Consider the following 17,574-nt stretch of genomic DNA (forward strand, 5'->3'; position numbering starts at 1 on the left):
TCGAGGGAAATGGACCGGAAGGTCAGAAGGCCTCCACCCTCATGGGGCAATGACCTCCAGGTCATGTCCAGGGACCGTGCTCAGGTCCACCTGTCCGTCCGGTTCGATGAGCCCCACACGGGCGCGCACGTGGTACACCGTCCCGCTGGGACTGAGGTTGTCGCGCACGATCTCCCAGAGGTCCTGTCGGAGGCGCTCGAGCGCTCCCTCGGGGCCAGCGCCCAGGGCGACGAAGCGGTGGGAGGCCAGCGCCCTGGCATGCGCCTGTACCACCTCCCCAGGATGTGTGGTCGTGACAGCCGTCGCCTGCGCCAGATGGGTCAAGGGCGGGAGGGGGGCTGGGACGACCGGCGCGCCCTTCGCGCGGTCCACAATGGCCTGAAACTGCGCCTGCCGCTCGCGGGACTCGCTCATCGCCTTGCGGAGATCTCCGAGGCGGTGACCCTCGGCAAGCTCTACGAGGACATCGAGCGTCGCCGGGTCGGGGTCCAGAGCTTCGACCACGTCCAGCAGCAGCTCCAACTCGGCCTCGTCGACCGCCTTGCGCTGCTCGTCCTCGTAGATGCTGATGACCCCACTGGCGAAGTAGCTGGGCTTACTGAGCTTGTCGTTCGTGATGGCGCTGTAGACCTCCGGCACCTCGTTCAGGACGTGGCTGTACACGCCCAGCTCAGTGAGGACGAGGTCCTCGGCGATCACGCCGTCGCGCGTGATGATCGGCCACCAATATTCGCGGACTTTGGCGTCCCAGGCGGCGTTCTCAGCTTTGCTGGCGTGTCGCTCCGGGCCAGCATCCTGACCGCCGATGCGGTGGTCCACGAAGGTGGCCGCCTGCATGACGGCGAGGGCACTGGCCGTCCAGCCGTTGCGCACGCCGTCGCCCAGGGCAGTCCAGGGCGGGGTGGGCTTGCCGTCATAGGTCAGGCCGCCGCGCTCGGCGTTGTACGCGTCGAAGGCGATCTGCCCGAGCGGGCGCGTGTCAGGTTGCTCGGTCATGGGTACCTCAATGGGGTGAGAAGGAAAAACACCGTCCAGCACGGGCACGGCGAATGGGGTGAAATGGGGGCGAAGGCCGGAATCGAACCGGCCGCGTGCCGGGCACGCTGGCCTTATACGCCGCGTTGACCCCCCGCAAGGACGGGGGTGGATTGAACGGTCTAGGGCATCAGGTTTGTCGCATAGGAGCTCCCTCCTGGGGGTGATCTACCGGATTGGCCCCCGGCGGGGCGTGGGGTCGACTCCCCGGCCAGCAAGGTTCGGGTCGTCGTCGCGGGGGGCGGCCGGTCGTGCTGGCAGACGACACGGCAGACCCCTGAGCGAGCTTGTCCTGGCCCACGAGCGGCGCGGGTGGCCGTGCCAGCCGAAGCCTGGGCTGGCGCAGGGCACAGATGCAGATCCGGTGGGGTACACCGGCGACCGGGCGAGCAGGCGGCACCTGCTGGAGAGAAGTCACGCGTGAAGGGCACGCGCACTCTGAGCGCCTGGCCGGGCGCCCGCGGTGACTGGCGTTGCTCTCAACCCACGTCACGGAAGTCACGCTGCACGCCGCGTCGGCGGTCCTGGGGCGGTGTGTGGCCCGGCCGGACAGGCCTGCTGCCTGGAGGGGCAGGTGCTGATGCGCCCAGTACTGGGCGCCTGATATATGCCCGGCGTGCCGGGCCTGTGAGGGAACGTGGGCGGGCCGCTGAGCGACCCCCCGTCCTGGCAGAGCAGCTGCCAGCGCCTGGTGCCCCACGCATTCCACCGCTGCGGGGCCGTCCGGTGCCGCCGGATGCGGTGCGACTGTAGACCCCCGGCCCTATGGGACTCGTCGCGCACTACGGGGGCCACCCAGAACCGGACGCTTGCTCGGCCGCCGTCTGGGTGGAGATCTCTGGCCGGGTGCGTGCCACGGCACCCTCGTTTAGGGTTACCAGCACTGCGGCCCTGGCGGGGCGCTGGTTCCTGACGTCTCTCCTCCCTGGGCCATCAGGGCGGGCGCGGTTCAGGGACTGAGGTGTGTACCAACCGTCTGCACTGGTGGCGAGCGTGCTCCCGATTGACGGGGCATCTGGGAGACGCACAGTCCGCGCAGCCAGAGCTTTGGCAAGCGCGCTGTCTCCGGTCCGGTGCAGGGAGAGGGCTCGCGGGTTGAAGAGGCTGCGGCCGCAGCTCGGGAGTGGGGACGGCGGGGGTCGCACCCGCAAGCTGGGCCATGACTCAGGCCTGTGCCACTACCTGGCACTTCGCGTCCCCACACGGCCTGCTCTGGGGTTGAGGGAGAGCAGGCGATGCCGCCGGCCAATGGCGACCGGCGTATCAGAAAAGTCGGGAGGGCTGGGCGTGACCCCAGCGCGGGCAAGACGCCCCATACGGGCCTCCCCTACGCACCGTCTCGTGGTGCGGACGCCCGATGTGGCCTCGGGACGGACCCGGAACGTTGCTCCTCTTGGCCGTTCGGTGGCCTCACGCAGGCGGCGTCCGCCTGGCCGGTCTTGTGCTCCATGGGGGCCGGTCCCCGAAGATCTGCGGTCGTGAAGTTGGAAAGGAAAGCGTGCAGAAAACCGTGGCACATCGTGGTGGTGCGGTGCCCTTGCCTATGCGCCAGCTCGGCAGGAACCGTGACGACCCTGCACGTCACGGCCCGATACGACCCGTTCAGGCCGCTCGACACCGGGAATTTCTCTCAGCGCGCCCTGTCGCGCCCCAGATCCTTTCGCACCTGGTCCGTACCTTGCTGCTCTTGGCCGCACGGTCAGCCTCAAGCCCAGGGGTGTGGACGTCCTGGGTGCCGCCTCCCCCGCTGTCTCGCGCATGGGGGATCAGGCCCCGCAAGAGGCCAGCGCGCCTGCCCGTCCGGAGCAGGTCGGTCCCGCGCGGGCCGTCCGGGGGTCAGACCGGGCGGGAGTTCGCGGGAGGGGTGTCAGAACGGTTCCTGCGGGCGACCACCTGACCCGGTCCCTGGACAAGCGGACCTCGGCGTGCTGAAGGCGCAGGGCGTCTGACGAGATATTCGGTTGTCATGCGGCGCGCGCTTTCCCGGGTGCTCGAGCGCGGGTGGTCCCCCGTCGTGTCCTGGCAGTCGGGGGTATCGCCGGAGAGGGGTTACGTGCGCTCGGGCCAGTGCCAGGTGCCAGGAAGGGTGCCGGTTTCGTCGTAGGGCACGCTGTCCAGCTGAGCGAGGTAGGCCGTGCGGAGAAACGGCCTGCTGGATTCGGGGAAAAGGCCGTGGCTGTCGAACACGGGCGTTTTGTCATTCAGATCGTTCGTCGCGTCCAGGTTCACCATCACATTGGGCTGGTCGTCTTCGGAGGCGTGGATCACGGTCGCGGGGCGGTGGGCTCCCGTGGCGAGAACGATGTGGACGACGCGGCCGATGGTGGGGAGGGGGTTGGGGGTCATGGGTCTGCTCCTGTGAGGGTGTGAAAGGGCATGGGAAAGCCCGCCTGGGCCGGGGCTCAGGCAGGCGGTGGGGAGGTCGCGCAGGGCGGATAGAGCAAGCCTCCCAGGCCCTTGCGAGCGTCCGCACGGGTCTGAGTAAAATCCGGGTGAAATCCATCTCTCCTCTTGATCAGGTGGAGGAATTCCACACGTTCCCAGGGGTGAGTCGGCAGGGTTGGATTAAGGTGGGCGTTTGTGACGGAAAAGTGGGCAGCCTCTGCTGAGATAACAGCGTGAAGGTCTTCCCTCCCCTGGTTCTTGATGACGACGCGGCCACTGCCTGGATGGCCTATCAAGCCTTGGTTCAGCGCATGACGGTTAACCGGCAGCTGACCGAACCCCTGGGGGAACGGCTGTGCAGTGCGCTGGGGCAGGCGCGGTGGTACAAGGGCTATCAAGTGGAGTGCGCGCGTTTGAATTGAGTGGGCACCTTCCCTACTCCAGACAGCTTGGAGGGTGGTCATAGGACTTCCTGGGGACGGGAGAGAAGTGTCTCTGACGACGAAGTGCAGGGACCGCACAGCCGTGTTCCCAGCGCCGTGCGGGTGTAGGTAATCGGCTCCAATTCGGAGATCTGGATGAAGTGGCCGTCCTGCAATTCCGTCAGGAGGACGCGCAGCCGGGTCGCGTCGATGCGGTGCCCGGCCTGCCCCAGCCGGCGCTCCAGCAGAGGCAGGGTCAGGGGGCTGCTGAGGACCTCGAGCACCTTTAGGTCGTCACGGGGACCGGATAGGGCACTCCCTCGGGGCAGGGCCTGTTTGTGACTCATCCTTGAGCTCCCCAGCTCGGTTGCTCGATGTCCCCTATCTCATCGCTGATGTCCTCAAACGACTTGCTGAGCAGTTCTAATGCTCGCCGCATGGGTTGGTAGAAAACATCACGCGGAGGGTTTCTTCCTTCCCATTTCAGGTAGTTCTGCTTCGTCATGCCGATGGCTTCGGCGAATACCCGCTTGCTCCGATATCCCGCTGCTTTGCGTGCAGCACACAACTTGTCGCCGTTGAGACGGCGGGTTGGGTAAAGGATGTTACCGGACATACCTTAGACGGTAACTCAATGTTACCCGACCCGCAAGGGGAGCCAGCATCACACATGCATCACAGCCCTTGAATGCCCAAGTTCCGGGCCGTTAAGGTAACGCAACGTTACCGACATACCGTCGAGCTTGTAGGAGAATCACATGCCCAAACCCCCCTCAGAACATCGCCCCCAGCCGGCAGTCAATGAAATCAGCCGCCGGGCGATGTTGCATTGGTTGATCGAATACAACGGCGGTATGAAAGCTGTCGAGAAGAACAGCGGGATCTCTCGCCAGACCCTGCGGCGTTATGTCCGCGGCCGGACGAAGTCTGTTCAGGACCCTAACGAGAAAGACCTGAGTATCAGCACCATGACTCCGCCGACACTCGGGAAGTTGCTGGACGCCTTCTCGCTTACGGACAGTCAAGCGCGCGAGCTGTTCGGTCTGCCTGCGGACACCTATCCCCAGTGGCTGACCTACCGCCCTTTCCCTGTAGGAAGCGGCGCCCCCTTGAATCCTGATCTGGAACCCGTTGAGCTATCGACATACAGCATCGAGCTGACTGAGCCACTGCTGGCACCCCGAGGGATGGTCCTCGAGCTGGCCCAGCTCGAAGAGACGACAACAGACGACCCCTGGGTCGTGGTTCGCCTCGGAGAAGCCAGGTATGTATTACGTCACGCGGCAGTGCCGACAAATCTACCGATTGAGGGTCGGTTGGTAGGGTTGAGGTGACGCGTACTTCAGCGCAGAAAGGGCATGCATTGCAGCCCATTTCTGCGCCTCTGTCGGAAGATAAGCATAATAGAAGCCGTCTTCTATCCGAATATCAGCCGCTGTGAACGATTCACAAAATGCCGCCCTGTATTCAGGAGGAAGGGGGGAGGGAAGGCGGTACGGCATGATTCATGAGAGCATGAAAAAGGGGTTGCGACGCTACCTGACGCTGGCTTGCATCACCCACCCATCACAGATTTATGAGAACCGAAGGTAAAAAATTATGCGCAACCAGCGCAGGGGCCACTATCAAGGCGGAACGGTGCTAGAGGGCTCTGGACGGGGGTTTGCGTCGCGGCTGGGGGCGTATTAGCGGTCTGGACGTCCGACGCTTTGGCCGGGGCCAGAACGGTGGTCAAGAGTGCGAGTACTGCGGTCAGCGTTCGCAGGTTATTCACAACATGATCTTACTTCCCAGTCCCATGGAGGCACAGTCCTGCGACATGACCTCTTGCGCTGCTTTCTGGACGTCGTCTCCACATAGCATGGGTAGCAGCTGCGCCGCCTTGTCCCGCCAGTAGGCCGTGTTTAAATGCGTGTGATACGCCGTCAACAGCATGATCTTGAGGAGCCAAGAGATCGCGGTAGACGGCCCAGTGATCTCCAGATTCTTCACACGGCTTTTCTCGAACCGTGTGACTTCCTGAGGATGCCGCGCCGGGGCGCGTATGCCGCGCAGGTCGTCAGCCAGGAGGCAGCTACCTGTCTCGCCGCCCCGGAGCATGAATGTCTTTCCCTTCCAGAACACGGCGTTACCCGTCCAAAGGGGAAGCCCCACCGATGCGTCGACCACATCGACAGGGGACTCAGGAATTGCGGCGTAGAGCAGGAGAAGGAAGGGGGCATGCTCCGTCAGAAAGGAGATGATAGGCACCTGCTTGGTCACACCGGCACGCCCCTCGGTGATCAGCTTCAGGGCTTGATCGAGGTATCGACGAGCGGCTGGAACGCCGGGCGAGATAGACATCATCATCAGTCCCCACCAGATCTTGTGGTCCGGGGACTTAGGCTCAAAACTGACCAAGAGTTGAAAGGCCTGCGGCTGACCGGACTGGCCTATCTTAATCAGTCGCAACGCCTTGATCAGGTGTCCATAGCCCTTTTCCGGCAGATGAATCAGTGTGGGAATCTCGGCCTCTGGATCGCGGAGCGCGCGGGCCAGGGAACCGTAGTCATCGGGCGGGAAGACCCCTGGCCGTCCTCCCCCCAGCACCTCAGCGAAGGTACTGAGTCCGGAGCCGGGCGGCGCGATCAGTTCGGCAGTCTCGTACTCGCCGTAAATCATGTATGTCTCGGCCAGGATGTGCTGTGAGAACTTACGGCGCTGTTCACCGAGATCTGCTTGGGACATCGTGGCGATGATTCGCTGGGGGCTCGCCGTCCCCAAAGCCAGCCTGATCCGCTCAATCTCTAGGTTGATCAGTTGCTCGCGGCGCTCCATTCGGAGAGCTGCATAGAGGGCCTGGGCCGTGTGCATGAAGCGCAGCGCGTCTTCATGATGACCCAGCGCTCCTGCAGAAAGCGCAACTGCGAAGTTGGCGTTCGCCGCATCGAACATGCTCAAGACCCCGATGTCGGTAGGAAACACTTCCTCACCCCGCAGAAGAACTTCCGTGTAGCGGCCCAGGGCCATCAGGCCCATCAGGTGGGCTCCACGGGCCAAGGCATTGTCCGTCAGGCTCGCCAGTGCATGTGCTAGCCGGTCCTTGTCCTGAGATGTGATGAGAGCGAGCAGACGCAGGGAACTGTACTCACGTGCTCCTGAGTCGAGGTTATCCAGTGTTACCTGCCAGCCCTTGAAAATCTTCTGATCCCAGTCAACTGGATCAAAATTCGTCGTCTGCTGCACCCTCAAGGTCATATCGGTCTCCAATATAGGCACCTCATGTTACCTATTGCCTATCGCATCGCAACATGGGTTTACTCGCCTATAGATTTAAGGTAACATAGTGTTACCTTTCGGAGCAATCTAAAAGGCCCGGCCCCTGATCCGCACTCGCCGTTGGAAGCACGCGGATCAGGGGCCAAAGGAGCCGCTGAGATGATACAGAACCCCGTTGTTGCCGACAACACAAGCCCCACGACCTTCCCCCTGGTCTCGGCCGAGACCTGCATCTGCTGCGGGCGCGAGCTGAGCCAGGGGTATGACGTGCCCTATGTCGGCGTGGTCGGTCCCAAATGCGTGCGCAAGTACGCCGCCCTAGCCGCCGCCCTAGCCCGGCTGGACACCCTGACGATCACAGAGGCCGACCCAATGGACGCCCGCCTGGCCGTCAGCAATCTGGTCCTCATCCTGCGCACCCAGATCGGCTACGCGGTCGAGCTGGTCGACAACGCGGACGGCAGTAAGAGCATCAAGGTCGGCGCCCGGACGCGCAAGCACGTCAAGGTGTGCAAGACCTGGAAGGAGCGCCGCGCGGAGTTCGAGCTCGAACTCCAGCTGGCCGAGACTTACCTCGCCGCCCAGGTCCTTCCTCCTGAGGCGCCAGCGCTGACTCCCGAACTGTTGCGCGCACTGACGCCCACTCAGCGGCGCGCAGTGGCTGCCGAGTACGGCGTGACCATCCCAAACGGCAGGCCAAGCAGCAGCGTGACCCTGATCTGGACAGCCATCCAGGCAGTTCAGGTAGCGGAAGCTCAGATGGTCGCGCCAGTTGCCCCGCTAGCCACACCAGAACACACGGTTATGGGGCCGATCTTCCCGCACTCTGCGACCGGACCCTTCTTGCAACTCGAACAACGGCAAATGCAGCAGTCCTCTCGGGGTCTGTCGGCCCCGACACGCATTCGGCTGTCCCTGCCGGAGCGGTTGCACCGACTGGCTCTGGAAGCCAAAAGCCATGAAATCGCAGCCGAGGCAGGCAGCGATGCGCGTCTTCTGCGTGGAGCGCGTGCCGATCGACTGGCGGCTCTGGCCTGGATGGCCCGGCAGGGAGTCCAGGCGTGAGCGCGGCTTCCCTGCTCCCTTTCGAGGACCAATGCGGCATCTGCCTCGCCCTGCTCCACTCTGGGCGGTGTCCGGTGTGCGATTTGGTGCCTGTGAGGGTCTCCCCTGCCACGCCTGACCTCGCAGTCCTGTTGACTGGGACTGAGCCCCTCTGGAGTGGGGCCGCCTACGTCGTGACTACCCCAATGGGCGAGATTACGCTCCGCGCTGGCGAGGGCAACCTGCGCCTGGACGTCGAGCGCTTCGGAGGGGCAGTCGCGAGCGCCTTGCTGGACGAGGCGGTCACGCTCGATCTGGTCACCGACCTTCTGCTCGTCCTGCGGCACGGCGCTGAGGGCCTGTGGGCGAATGGGCGCCAGGAGTTTCCTCTGCCGACTGGCTTGGCGACCTTGAGTGCCCTTCCCGCAGGCGTTCGCCTGATGGTCGACCGGATAGGCGGTGCCGTGGCCTGGGTTGATCTGGACCGCGATGCGGTTGGCGACCTCGCGGCGCAGCTGATGCTCAGCCTGCGGCGTCGGCACTGGGGGGCGGCATGACGCGGCTCCGGCACACCCTGACCTTGCTCATGCGTGGGCAACTCGCTTTGGTCTCCACGGCGCCGGTCACCGAGACCGTGTTCCTGAACGAAGAGGAGCGGATCATCGTCGATTCGCGCTGGAACCGCGAAACCCACGAAGGCCGCGTGATCACCAACATGAGCCGCCGTGTCGCGGCCGAGGTGCACAGCGACCTGGGGCGGGTGCCTGATCCCAGCTACAGCACCGAGAAGTACGCCGAGGGACTCGGTATCGTCCTCTACCCCAGCGGAGGGAAGGCGTGACCCTCTCCCCTACCCCTTTGGAGTCCACCATGATGCAGAACCCCGCCGCTGCCGTTGCGCCTCGTCCCTTGCCCTCCTGCTCGGCGGGGATTGCCCGGGCACTGCGGCTGTTGGGTGCTGTGCTGCTGCTCGCCAGTCTCCTGGCAGTGGATAGCCTGCCGCTGGCGACGTGTCCCCTCCTCCTGCTCCCGGCTGGAGCGGGCGCCTGGCTGGTCCTGGTCAGCCTGCATCTACGCGGCTACCGGCTGAGCGACGTGATGGACCTCGGCCCCATCCGGTGGTACCTGTGACCTCCCCCAGGTGGCCGGTGAAGGTCAGCCTCGCTCACCGACTGATCGCCGATGTCGCCCGGGCCACGGGCCAGCGGCCCAAGGCCTGCCAGAAGGCGGTCCGGCAAGACGGCCTGGACACGCCTGCCGGGCACCTGACGGCGGAGGGCAGTGCGTTCTTTCTGCGGGACGCGAAGCGGTGCTCGTGCGTCGTCAAGCACTTTGCGGCGGACGGCGAGCCGTTCTTCGTCGTGGAGTTCGGATGCCAGTACTGCCGGGGCCAGGGCTGGGTGCCCTGCGCCGGGCCTGACGCGCAGCTGCTGGCCGAGGTCCTGGCATGACCACTCTGCCCATCACGCAGGACCGGACCCCATCACAGGCGCTCCAAGCCCTGGGCATTGGTCAATTCGTGAAGGTGAGCGGTCCCGAGGTGGAATTCGGACGGCAGGTCGAAGGGATCTACGGCGTGATCGTAGACGAGGCCTCAGGGTCAGTCGTCACGGAAGACCCCCGGGCACTGTGGGTGGTCTACCTGTACGGCGACGAGCAGGACATCGAAACCTTCGCCGAGGACGCCTTGACCTGGGTTGCCCGCGAGGAGGCGCTGACATGACCGGCCTGCTCCGTCCCCGTCACGACGCCTGGGTCGAGATGCACTCTGGCACCGCCTTTGACCTGCTGGCCCCCACCGTGGACATGGTCCGGCTTGGCGACGTGGCGCACCACCTCGCGGGCATCAACCGCTTCACCGGCCGCTTCGACTACACGGTCGCGCAGCACAGCATCCTGGTGGTCGAGCTGCTGCGCGCGAAGGGTGTGACCGACCCGCTGGTGCTCCTGCAGGGCCTGGTGCATGACTCGCCGGAGGCGTACACGGGCGACCTCAGCAAGCCCCTCAAGCGCCTGTGCACGGGTTTTCAGGAGGTCGAGGAGCGGGTGTGGCGGGTCTGCTCCCGCTATTTCAAGGTGCCCGAGCTGTTGCACCAGGTCGTAAAAGACGCCGATTGGCTGGCCTGCCGCTTAGAGGCGCACTGGTACGGCCAGCAGGTGCCGGTGCACGGGTGGGCTGGTGGGGACCCGCAGTCGAGCGTGTCGGCCGAGGTCCTCGGGCACCTGCGGGCGACCGGCGACCGGCAGACCTGGACCCGGCGCTGGCTCACCGCGCTGGCGTTCCTCCAGAGCGCGGCCGCCCAGCGCACGCCGGTTAAGGCGGTGAAGTACGCATGAAATTCACTGTTGCAGCCCCAGACAACGGGTACTTCATGCGCTGGACCTCAGACACCGGCCGCTGGGAGTTCGGATTCCGGCAGATGCTGTTCGGCGTGCGGGTGAGCGCGAACCCGGTGAGCGGCTCGTGGGGCGACTACGCCGTGATGGATTACTGCGCGGGCCCCAGCGAGAGCGCGATCCGAACGCTGTTCATGCTCACCTGCACGATTCTCGAAGGCCAGCCGGAGAGCCTGACCAGCGACGAGTTGCGCGCCATGCTGCCGGGCTACGAGGTGCGGCCGGTGGTCAACGACCCGGCCTGCATGGCCGCACTGACGGCACTCGCGGTCGACACGCTGAAGCGGGCACATGTGGCAGGCGCAGCATGAGCCCGCGCCGCTACAAGGCTGAGAACGAAGGCCCGCGCACGGCCGATGAACGCGAGAAGGCGATTCGACTCGCCGGTTGGGAGAACCGAGTCAGCGGGAAGGGCTGCTACGTCCTGACCTGGACACGCGGGACGGTGCAGCGCGTGTTCGAGGGCGGGAGCTACGACAAGGCGATTCACGCGAGCTTCGAGGGGCTGTCGGAGTCGGGAGAACTCCAGCCGGAGAAGGTGGGCGGATGAAACGGCACCAGATGGCCCGTGTCGAGGGCGTCACGCCTGCCGGTGAGCACCACCAGGTGCTGCACCTGCGCGGGGGGGGCGAGGGCTACCAGAAACGTCCCTGCGCCCAGTGCCCGTGGCGCGTCGACGCGGCTGGGCTGTTTCCGCCCGAGGCGTTCCTCGCCAGTGCGGGTACCAGCTATGACGCCTCAATGGAGGAATTCGCCTGCCACAGCAGCGTGAAGATCGTGGACGCCGCCGAGGGCGAGGAGCGCAGCGCCCCGCGGACGTGTGCGGGGTTCATCCTGCGCGGTTCGACGCACAACATGGCCTCGCGCCTGACGCAGATCGTCCGCGGGATGTACCGGGTGACGGACGGTGGGCACGCGCTGCACACGAACTACCGCGCGATGGCCGTGGCGAACGGGGTGCCGGCCGAGCATCCAGCCCTCGTGGCCTGCCGGGACGACGTATGACCCTCGAGTACTTCGCGCAGGTGACCTATACCCTGCCCAAGCCGCCGCCCGGGCGCAAGGTCAAGCCCAAGCCGGGCAGCGTCGCCCCTTCGAACCAGCCCGACTGGGAATCCACCCTTGCCCCCGCCGGCGACGGCCGCTGGATGGTCATCTGGAAAACCGCCGCGATGGGGTCAGTGTCCTTCAGCCACCACGACACGCTCTGCGGCGCTTGGCGGCTGTTCATGGAACACCGGGAGCGCATCCAGTGGCTCGCCCGACCCTGGCAGGAGATCCGCCGCGAAATGATCGGGATTGAGATCGCCCGGCATCAGCAGGACCTCGCGCGGTTGCAGGCCGAGCTGGCGGCGCTGTGACGGCTGCCGCTGCCCACGACGTCGCCCTGGCGCTGACCGGGTGGGTCAAGGGCAGCCCCGATCGGCAGGCCTCGGATCACTGGGCGGTCGGCGGCCGGGCACTGTGTGGCACGGCCGTGCCGGTCGGCGCCCAGGTGATTTCCGACCGTGGGGTGAACCCGAACGCCGGCGCCCACCTGGACCGATGGGTTCGGGCCTGCCGGGCCTGTCAATCCGAGGTGCTGCGCCTGGCCTTCAATCTGCCGTTCCGCGTCGGCCAGCGCGTGGTGAGCCGAGCACGCGGCATGACCCTGCGCGGCGTAGTCGTCGAGCTTTTTCCCGATCACAGCGGGCAGCCCCTGCTCAACATCACCCGTGACCGGTCCCGACACCCCACTCCGGAGGACCTGGAGTTCGGCCTGCTTCTCACCGACTGGTACCGCAGCCCCGCCGAGTGCGCGCTGCTGGAGGATGGTATGACCGCAACTGCAACGAAGACGCCCCACAAGGGCAGCAAGAAAGCCGCGCCCAGCGCCGCGCCCGCACCGGCCCCCGCGCAGGCCTCCACCAAGCGCCCGGCGACCTTCGACCTCGGGCCGCTCGGGGTAGGCGACTACGTCACCGTGCGCGCCAAGGGCACCACCCTGATCGGCGCCCTCCTGCGCCACGGCGACGAGGCGGGCACGTGGCACGTCCTGACCCGCGACGGCGAGGGGATCGTCGAGACGAGCAGCCTCGAGGGCCGCGACGACTATCCCCCAGCCGTGCCGCTGCGGGTGGGCGACCGGGTGCTGATTCCGATCAGCCAGCGTCGCCACGAGCGCTACGAAGTCTTGCAAGAAGTTGCTCTGAACGATGCGGTGCCGCTGCGCAACCTCGGGGACGGCGAGGATCACCCCGGCATCCTGGCGAGTGGCGTGCGGGTGCTGACGCGGACCCAGATCGAGGACCTATACGCCGATCTGCACCTGACCAAGTTCCTGCCCGCCGCCGCGGCGCCAGCCGTGGTCGAGAGTGTCGATAAGAAGGCCCGGAAGGGCGGTAAGAAAGGCGCGGCCAGCGCAGCCGTGGCAAATGCGGACGTGCAGGCCTCCGAAGCCGTGGCCTGGCAGCCCGGCCAGTTCGTGACGGTCCGGGTGGCGGAGCTGGGCGCGGTGTGCTCCGGCGTGGTGCTCGCGGCGAGCGGGGCAGGCTGGTGGGTGCGCTACCGCCACCCGGACGGCCTGACGACGCTCGCCGGGGTGGCCTTCGACGAGGACATGACCGAGCTGCACGCCTGGTATGCCCCGCGGGTCGGCGCGCTGGTCGGCACGCAGGAGGCTTCCCCGCGCCGGGGCGTGATCACGACGGTGGGCGAGGGGCATCAGACGACCGTGAAGCTCCGGGATGGGTCGGAGCTGACCCTGGACGCCCATGCAGAGGACCTCCAGACCTATGGGTACCAGGACGTGGACGTGGCGTGCCGCATGCTCGGCCTGTCCGTGCCGGAGGAGGCCTCCGCGCCGGCCGAGGCGCCCGAGCTGTCCAAGCGCACCTTCGAGATCCCGCCCTTCGAAGCCCCGACCCTCGGCCTCCAGGCCATTCCCTGGAACAAGATCCTCCCTAGCACCCTCAACCCGAGGAAGAAATTCGACCCGGCCGCGCTGCGCGAACTCGCCATCAGCATCCACGCCAAAGGCCTCCAGCAGAACCTCGTGGCCCGCCCCCACCCCGAGCGCCACGGCATGTACGAACTGGCCGCAGGTGAGCGCCGGTACCGCGCCATCGCCCTGCTCACGGCCGGTCTTGCGGGCGAGGGTGACGTGTGGCTCGAAGTGCCCCAGGATTTCCCGGTCAACGTCCTGGTCCAGGACCTCGACGACCTGGCGCTGCTGGAAGTCGCCACCAGCGAGAACGTGCACCGCAACGACTTCAGTCCTCTGGAGGAGGCCGACGCCTACGCCGCCCTGATGGACCACGGCGCGACCGTGGACGGCCTGCACGACCGCTTCGGCCTGGGCAAGCGCACCATCCGGCGCCGGGTCCAGATCGCGCGCCACCTCATCCCCGCCCTCCGCGAGCTCTACGAGAGCAAGAAGCTCGCCCTCAACCAGGCCGAAGTCCTCGCCCTCGCTACCCCGAGCGTCCAGGCAGGCCTGCTCAAGAGCCACCTCCGCTACAGCGCCCAGACCTCGCCCGCGGACCTGCGCAAACTCATCAGCGAGCGCGTGTTCCTGGTCAGCCGCGCCCAGTTCCCGCGCGCCTGGTACAAGGGCAAGACGGTCAGCGCCGACCTGTTCGGCGAGCTAGCCGAGCACTTCGCGGACTTCGACGAGGCGCTCGGCTGTCAGGTGCGCCACGCCGTGGCCCTCGCCAGGAAGGACGTCGAGAAGGGCGCACTGTGCGCCGAGGTCCGCGAGGGTCCCGAACTCCAGCTCTACAAGTACATCGACAGCCCAGACGGCGGCCCGGTCTACTGGGTCAACAGCACGACCGGCGACCTGAAGCGCTACGAGAACAAGCGACTGCGCACGGGCTACGAGCCGAGCGAGTACTACTTCGAGCGGGCCAAAGCGGTCTCTCCCCACGAGACGCCGGCCCCCGCCCTCGCCCCGGCCAGCGCGCCGTCCACCCCGGCCTCCACTCCGGAGGCCCCCAAGAAGTACGAGGCCGTCTCACCCGCCCAGGCCACGGTGCCGACGCGCGACTACCCCACGTACCCGGACCCCTATCTGGTCAGCCGCTGGGGCACCGATCAGGCCCTGCTCCAGGCGGCCGCCACGCCGCAGTTCCTGCACGCCCTCGTGATCCTGGACGCGCTCGATGACGGCTGGTCGTTCCCGATCCCCGCCCGGGCTGCCTGCCGGGTCCTGGCCGAGGCCTCGGGCGGTGCCCTGGTGCTGAACGCGCAGGAGGATCTCGCTCTGCCGGAGGACCCCTCCGACATGGATGTCCCCGAGATCCAGGCGCAGCTGCGCGCGGCCCTGCAGGCGCTGGAGGCGGCCCCTGCCGACGCGCTGGCGACCGTATTCACCTTCCGCGTGATCGAGGGGCTGCGGCCCAGCCTGAACGAAGAAACCCGCGACCTGCTGGTCGAGCGGCAGCCCTTCGTGCTGACCGAGTCCTACCTGAAGGCCTGCAACCACGAGGCGCTGCTGGAGATGTGGACGTCCGCCGGGCTGCCCGAGGAGCCGAACGCGGGTGACGAGTACTTCCGCGCGATGTTGCTCGAAGAAGCCCCGGCGCTGGCCGCGCGCGGCTGGCTCCCCCTGCCCCTGGTCCGCGACGCGGCGGCCCGCTCGGCCTACGAGATCCCGTTCGATGGGCTGTACGAGGCGGCCGGCAACCTGATCGACAAGCTGACCCTGCCGCAGCTGGTCACGGTCATCGCGTCGATGGACGCCGACGAGGCGCGCGAGGCCTCCCCAGAGGCCGCCCGCCACGCCCTGCACGACGTGCTCGGCCAGATGGAAACCGATCACATCCGCACCTGGACCGCCCTCTGGCAGTTCCACACGCCCGAAGTCGCCTGACGCTCTCACTCCGGGGGCGGCACTGGGCTGCCCCCGCCCCTCCAGGACGGTCCACCATGCATACCGAAACTCCGCACCATCCCAAGCCCGCCCGGCAGTTCCGCCCCGGCCGCCCCCGTCAGCCCCGGACCCGGCGCCCGGCGCCCCCCTCACGCGAGACCCTGTTCAGCTACCTGCTGGGCAGTGACGACATCGCGGGCAAGAAGATTGTCGACCTGTTCGCGGGCGGCGGCGGCGTCAGCATGGGGATCGAGCAGGCGCTCGGGCGCAGCCCCGACGTGGCGATCAACCACGACGAAGAAGCCATCGCCATGCATCAGGCGAACCATCCCAACACGCGGCACTACCGCAGCGACGTTTTTGAAGTGGACCCGCACGAGGCCGTGGGTGACAACGCCGTGGCGCTGCTGTGGCTCTCGCCAGACTGCCGTCACCATTCCCCGGCCAAGGGCGGCGCGCCCATCGACCAGAAGATCCGCTCGCTGGCCTGGGTCGGGCTGAAGTGGGCGGGCAAGGTCCGGCCGGACGTGATCGTGCTGGAGAACGTCCCGGCCTTCGTGACCTGGGGCCGCCTGATCGCCCGGCGCGGCATCATCGGGGCGAACGGCAAGAAGATCAAGCAGCTGCCCTAGCCGAACAAGCCCCAGCGCCGGGGCAAGAAGTGCCGTCGCCACAAGCGCGGCATGCCCGCCCAGAAGCCCCCACGCGGCCCCGTCATGCTCGACGAGCAAGGCCAGCAGCAGTTCGTACAGGTGCGGGCCGCTCACGAGCACGACCTGGCTGTGCAGGCCGCCCGGCTCGGCGAGGAGAACGCGCTCCGCAAGAGGTAGCTCGACCAGCAGCGGGAACAGATCAGCTTCGAGCGCCGCGCCCTGCTGGGGAAGGAGAAGTCCTGGAACCGCGAGCGCGGTCAGCTGGAGCGCGACAAGAAGACCGCGCAGGGGCTCGTGGCCACTCTGAATGCCGCACTCGAAACGAAGGACCAGGAGATTGCTGCCCTGCGCGCCAAACTCGAAACGCTGCGGGCCGCGCCCGCTGGTGATCACCATGTTGCCGGACTCCCCCACCACCCCCCTGTCGGCCGAGCAGCTCACCCCGGCCGACGCGCTCGGCCTGCGTGCCTTCCTCATCGCTTCAATCCGTCCAACCGAAGGCAGGTTGTGACTGTCACTCGGGGTCTTGAAGCCATAGAAGCTCACGTTTCAATCCTCCGCCCACCCGAAGGCAGGCGACACGGATATCGCTAGGAGAGCGACACCGTACAGGAGTTTCAATCCTCGGTCCACCCGAAGGCAGGCCGTGCCGGGTAGCGCACGGTGTAGGTGACGGTGCAGCGCCCGTTTCAATCCTCGGCCCACCCGAAGGCAGGCCGTGCCCCGCGCCAACGTTCTCACCTGCGCCGGATACCTGCTGTTTCAATCCTCGGCCCACCCGAAGGCAGGCCGTGCCCTGCGGGCGTCTCGCCAGCGCCGGTCAACACTCGTGTTTCAATCCTCGGCCCACCTGAAGGCAGGCCATGCCGTGCCGTTCCGGGTGGACATAGCCAGCGCCCGATGGTTTCAATCCTCGGCCCACCCGAAGGCAGGCCGTGCCCGGGTAGATACGCAGAATCCTATCTTTCCGTCATTGTTTCAATCCTCGGCCCACCTGAAGGCAGGCTGTGCCGGCGGTCGGGCTGATCAAGCGGATCATGGTGTTCCAGTTTCAATCCTCGGCCCACCCGAAGGCAGGCCGTGCCCCGGCTGAGTGCTGTTCACCGGCTCTACAGTGTTTCAATCCTCGGCCTACCCGAAGGCAGGCCGTGCCCGGTCACTCATGGGTGCCCTCCTGGGCTGGGGCGGGTTTCAATCCTCGGCCCACCCGAAGGCAGGCCGTGACGTGCCAAATTAGCACTTGCGGAAGCTACCGTAAAGTTTCAATCCTCGGCCCACCCGAAGGCAGACCGTGACGACCTCATCACCCAGCCCCAGCGCACGGTCACCCATGTTTCAATCCTCGGCCCACCCGAAGGCAGGCCGTGACCAATGCTGTTGTCATCAGCGGCCAGCGCTACCGTTTCAATCCTCGGCCCACCCGAAGGCAGGCCGTGACATGGAGCGTGCTGGGCCGTGCAGTGCAGTGCAGGGTTTCAATCCTCGGCCCACCCGAAGGCAGGCCGTGACGCGCGCCGATGTTGCGGCG

General features: G+C 66.5%; 21 protein-coding genes and 1 CRISPR repeat array (1 of these 22 only partly in view). Of the genes, 16 read left to right on the forward strand and 5 right to left on the reverse strand.

Features of this window, described 5'->3' with window-relative positions:
• Positions 1-39: 39 nt before the first annotated feature.
• Positions 40-996, reverse strand: coding sequence for a hypothetical protein (locus tag ASF71_RS04195; protein WP_056295506.1), 957 nt, complete (start codon positions 994-996; stop codon positions 40-42).
• Positions 997-3,084: 2,088 nt separating this feature from the next.
• A complete protein-coding gene (locus tag ASF71_RS04200; protein WP_056295509.1) occupies positions 3,085-3,381 on the reverse strand; it encodes a hypothetical protein in 297 nt (98 codons plus the stop codon).
• 272 nt (positions 3,382-3,653) lie between these two features.
• On the opposite strand from ASF71_RS04200, the gene ASF71_RS04205 reads away from it, so the two are divergent.
• A complete protein-coding gene (locus ASF71_RS04205) occupies positions 3,654-3,842 on the forward strand; it encodes a hypothetical protein (protein ID WP_056295512.1) in 189 nt (62 codons plus the stop codon).
• 38 nt (positions 3,843-3,880) lie between these two features.
• Here ASF71_RS04205 and ASF71_RS04210 read toward each other — a convergent pair whose 3' ends face one another.
• A complete protein-coding gene (locus ASF71_RS04210) occupies positions 3,881-4,189 on the reverse strand; it encodes a hypothetical protein (RefSeq protein ID WP_056295515.1) in 309 nt (102 codons plus the stop codon).
• Positions 4,186-4,458 (reverse strand): hypothetical protein, encoded by a 273-nt coding sequence (locus tag ASF71_RS23445; RefSeq protein ID WP_156372600.1) that lies wholly within the window; start codon positions 4,456-4,458, stop codon positions 4,186-4,188. The genes ASF71_RS04210 and ASF71_RS23445 overlap by 4 nt, the downstream gene beginning before the upstream one ends.
• 142 nt (positions 4,459-4,600) lie before the next feature.
• Between ASF71_RS23445 and ASF71_RS04215 the strand changes: the two genes are divergently transcribed.
• Complete coding sequence (locus tag ASF71_RS04215; RefSeq protein WP_156372601.1) at positions 4,601-5,176, forward strand: hypothetical protein; 576 nt, start codon at positions 4,601-4,603, stop codon at positions 5,174-5,176.
• A gap of 436 nt (positions 5,177-5,612) precedes the next feature.
• Here the strand turns inward: ASF71_RS04215 and ASF71_RS04220 are convergent, their stop codons facing one another.
• Complete coding sequence (locus tag ASF71_RS04220; RefSeq protein ID WP_156372602.1) at positions 5,613-7,079, reverse strand: hypothetical protein; 1,467 nt, start codon at positions 7,077-7,079, stop codon at positions 5,613-5,615.
• A 180-nt stretch (positions 7,080-7,259) separates the two neighbouring features.
• On the opposite strand from ASF71_RS04220, the gene ASF71_RS24875 reads away from it, so the two are divergent.
• The 14 genes from ASF71_RS24875 (at position 7,260) to ASF71_RS23450 (ending at position 16,223) form a co-directional block, all read left to right on the forward strand.
• Positions 7,260-8,165: a hypothetical protein gene (locus ASF71_RS24875; RefSeq protein ID WP_056295524.1), complete on the forward strand. Its 906-nt coding sequence runs from the start codon at positions 7,260-7,262 to the stop codon at positions 8,163-8,165.
• Positions 8,166-8,338: 173 nt separating this feature from the next.
• Positions 8,339-8,701, forward strand: a complete 363-nt coding sequence (locus ASF71_RS04230) for a hypothetical protein (protein WP_235514121.1) — start codon at positions 8,339-8,341, stop codon at positions 8,699-8,701.
• Positions 8,698-8,985: a hypothetical protein gene (locus ASF71_RS04235; RefSeq protein WP_056295532.1), complete on the forward strand. Its 288-nt coding sequence runs from the start codon at positions 8,698-8,700 to the stop codon at positions 8,983-8,985. The genes ASF71_RS04230 and ASF71_RS04235 overlap by 4 nt, the downstream gene beginning before the upstream one ends.
• A gap of 29 nt (positions 8,986-9,014) precedes the next feature.
• Positions 9,015-9,275, forward strand: coding sequence for a hypothetical protein (locus ASF71_RS04240; protein ID WP_156372603.1), 261 nt, complete (start codon positions 9,015-9,017; stop codon positions 9,273-9,275).
• Positions 9,272-9,595, forward strand: coding sequence for a hypothetical protein (locus tag ASF71_RS04245; protein WP_056295540.1), 324 nt, complete (start codon positions 9,272-9,274; stop codon positions 9,593-9,595). The genes ASF71_RS04240 and ASF71_RS04245 overlap by 4 nt, the downstream gene beginning before the upstream one ends.
• On the forward strand, positions 9,592-9,867 hold the full coding sequence (locus tag ASF71_RS04250; protein WP_056295543.1) for a hypothetical protein: 276 nt from the start codon (positions 9,592-9,594) through the stop codon (positions 9,865-9,867). The genes ASF71_RS04245 and ASF71_RS04250 overlap by 4 nt, the downstream gene beginning before the upstream one ends.
• Complete coding sequence (locus ASF71_RS04255) at positions 9,864-10,481, forward strand: hypothetical protein (RefSeq protein WP_056295546.1); 618 nt, start codon at positions 9,864-9,866, stop codon at positions 10,479-10,481. The genes ASF71_RS04250 and ASF71_RS04255 overlap by 4 nt, the downstream gene beginning before the upstream one ends.
• Positions 10,478-10,852: a hypothetical protein gene (locus ASF71_RS04260; RefSeq protein ID WP_156372604.1), complete on the forward strand. Its 375-nt coding sequence runs from the start codon at positions 10,478-10,480 to the stop codon at positions 10,850-10,852. Before ASF71_RS04255 ends, ASF71_RS04260 begins: the two co-directional genes overlap by 4 nt.
• Positions 10,849-11,091 (forward strand): hypothetical protein, encoded by a 243-nt coding sequence (locus tag ASF71_RS04265; RefSeq protein WP_056295552.1) that lies wholly within the window; start codon positions 10,849-10,851, stop codon positions 11,089-11,091. Before ASF71_RS04260 ends, ASF71_RS04265 begins: the two co-directional genes overlap by 4 nt.
• Entirely contained in the window at positions 11,088-11,546 is a 459-nt protein-coding gene (locus ASF71_RS04270) for a DUF6283 family protein (RefSeq protein ID WP_056295555.1), read from the forward strand. The genes ASF71_RS04265 and ASF71_RS04270 overlap by 4 nt, the downstream gene beginning before the upstream one ends.
• Positions 11,543-11,902 carry a hypothetical protein gene (locus ASF71_RS04275; RefSeq protein ID WP_056295558.1) on the forward strand — a complete coding sequence of 120 codons (360 nt, stop codon included), beginning with the start codon at positions 11,543-11,545 and terminating at the stop codon, positions 11,900-11,902. The genes ASF71_RS04270 and ASF71_RS04275 overlap by 4 nt, the downstream gene beginning before the upstream one ends.
• Complete coding sequence (locus ASF71_RS04280; protein ID WP_056295560.1) at positions 11,899-15,393, forward strand: ParB/RepB/Spo0J family partition protein; 3,495 nt, start codon at positions 11,899-11,901, stop codon at positions 15,391-15,393. Before ASF71_RS04275 ends, ASF71_RS04280 begins: the two co-directional genes overlap by 4 nt.
• Before the next feature lie 56 nt (positions 15,394-15,449).
• The gene (locus tag ASF71_RS04285; protein ID WP_056295565.1) at positions 15,450-16,025 is read left to right on the forward strand and encodes a DNA cytosine methyltransferase; all 576 of its coding nucleotides are present in this window, start codon (positions 15,450-15,452) and stop codon (positions 16,023-16,025) included.
• Between the two features lie 51 nt (positions 16,026-16,076).
• Positions 16,077-16,223, forward strand: a complete 147-nt coding sequence (locus ASF71_RS23450; RefSeq protein ID WP_156372605.1) for a hypothetical protein — start codon at positions 16,077-16,079, stop codon at positions 16,221-16,223.
• A gap of 369 nt (positions 16,224-16,592) precedes the next feature.
• A CRISPR array of direct repeats spans positions 16,593-17,574; the repeat unit is 37 nt; unit sequence GTTTCAATCCTCGGCCCACCCGAAGGCAGGCCGTGAC (it continues 5,932 nt past the right edge of the window).

Source organism: Deinococcus sp. Leaf326 (assembly GCF_001424185.1).
Taxonomy (GTDB): Bacteria; Deinococcota; Deinococci; order Deinococcales; family Deinococcaceae; genus Deinococcus.

Excerpts from the sequence above, each read along its gene's own strand:
- ASF71_RS04195 (WP_056295506.1), bottom strand. The coding sequence starts at position 996 with ATGACCGAGCAACCTGACACGCGCCCGCTCGGGCAGATCGCCTTCGAC.
- ASF71_RS04200 (WP_056295509.1), bottom strand. The coding sequence starts at position 3,381 with ATGACCCCCAACCCCCTCCCCACCATCGGCCGCGTCGTCCACATCGTT.
- ASF71_RS04210 (WP_056295515.1), bottom strand. The coding sequence starts at position 4,189 with ATGAGTCACAAACAGGCCCTGCCCCGAGGGAGTGCCCTATCCGGTCCC.
- ASF71_RS23445 (WP_156372600.1), bottom strand. The coding sequence starts at position 4,458 with ATGTCCGGTAACATCCTTTACCCAACCCGCCGTCTCAACGGCGACAAG.
- ASF71_RS04215 (WP_156372601.1), top strand. The coding sequence starts at position 4,601 with ATGCCCAAACCCCCCTCAGAACATCGCCCCCAGCCGGCAGTCAATGAA.
- ASF71_RS04220 (WP_156372602.1), bottom strand. The coding sequence starts at position 7,079 with ATGACCTTGAGGGTGCAGCAGACGACGAATTTTGATCCAGTTGACTGG.
- ASF71_RS24875 (WP_056295524.1), top strand. The coding sequence starts at position 7,260 with ATGATACAGAACCCCGTTGTTGCCGACAACACAAGCCCCACGACCTTC.
- ASF71_RS04235 (WP_056295532.1), top strand. The coding sequence starts at position 8,698 with ATGACGCGGCTCCGGCACACCCTGACCTTGCTCATGCGTGGGCAACTC.
- ASF71_RS04240 (WP_156372603.1), top strand. The coding sequence starts at position 9,015 with ATGATGCAGAACCCCGCCGCTGCCGTTGCGCCTCGTCCCTTGCCCTCC.
- ASF71_RS04250 (WP_056295543.1), top strand. The coding sequence starts at position 9,592 with ATGACCACTCTGCCCATCACGCAGGACCGGACCCCATCACAGGCGCTC.
- ASF71_RS04255 (WP_056295546.1), top strand. The coding sequence starts at position 9,864 with ATGACCGGCCTGCTCCGTCCCCGTCACGACGCCTGGGTCGAGATGCAC.
- ASF71_RS04260 (WP_156372604.1), top strand. The coding sequence starts at position 10,478 with ATGAAATTCACTGTTGCAGCCCCAGACAACGGGTACTTCATGCGCTGG.
- ASF71_RS04265 (WP_056295552.1), top strand. The coding sequence starts at position 10,849 with ATGAGCCCGCGCCGCTACAAGGCTGAGAACGAAGGCCCGCGCACGGCC.
- ASF71_RS04270 (WP_056295555.1), top strand. The coding sequence starts at position 11,088 with ATGAAACGGCACCAGATGGCCCGTGTCGAGGGCGTCACGCCTGCCGGT.
- ASF71_RS04275 (WP_056295558.1), top strand. The coding sequence starts at position 11,543 with ATGACCCTCGAGTACTTCGCGCAGGTGACCTATACCCTGCCCAAGCCG.
- ASF71_RS04285 (WP_056295565.1), top strand. The coding sequence starts at position 15,450 with ATGCATACCGAAACTCCGCACCATCCCAAGCCCGCCCGGCAGTTCCGC.
- ASF71_RS23450 (WP_156372605.1), top strand. The coding sequence starts at position 16,077 with ATGCCCGCCCAGAAGCCCCCACGCGGCCCCGTCATGCTCGACGAGCAA.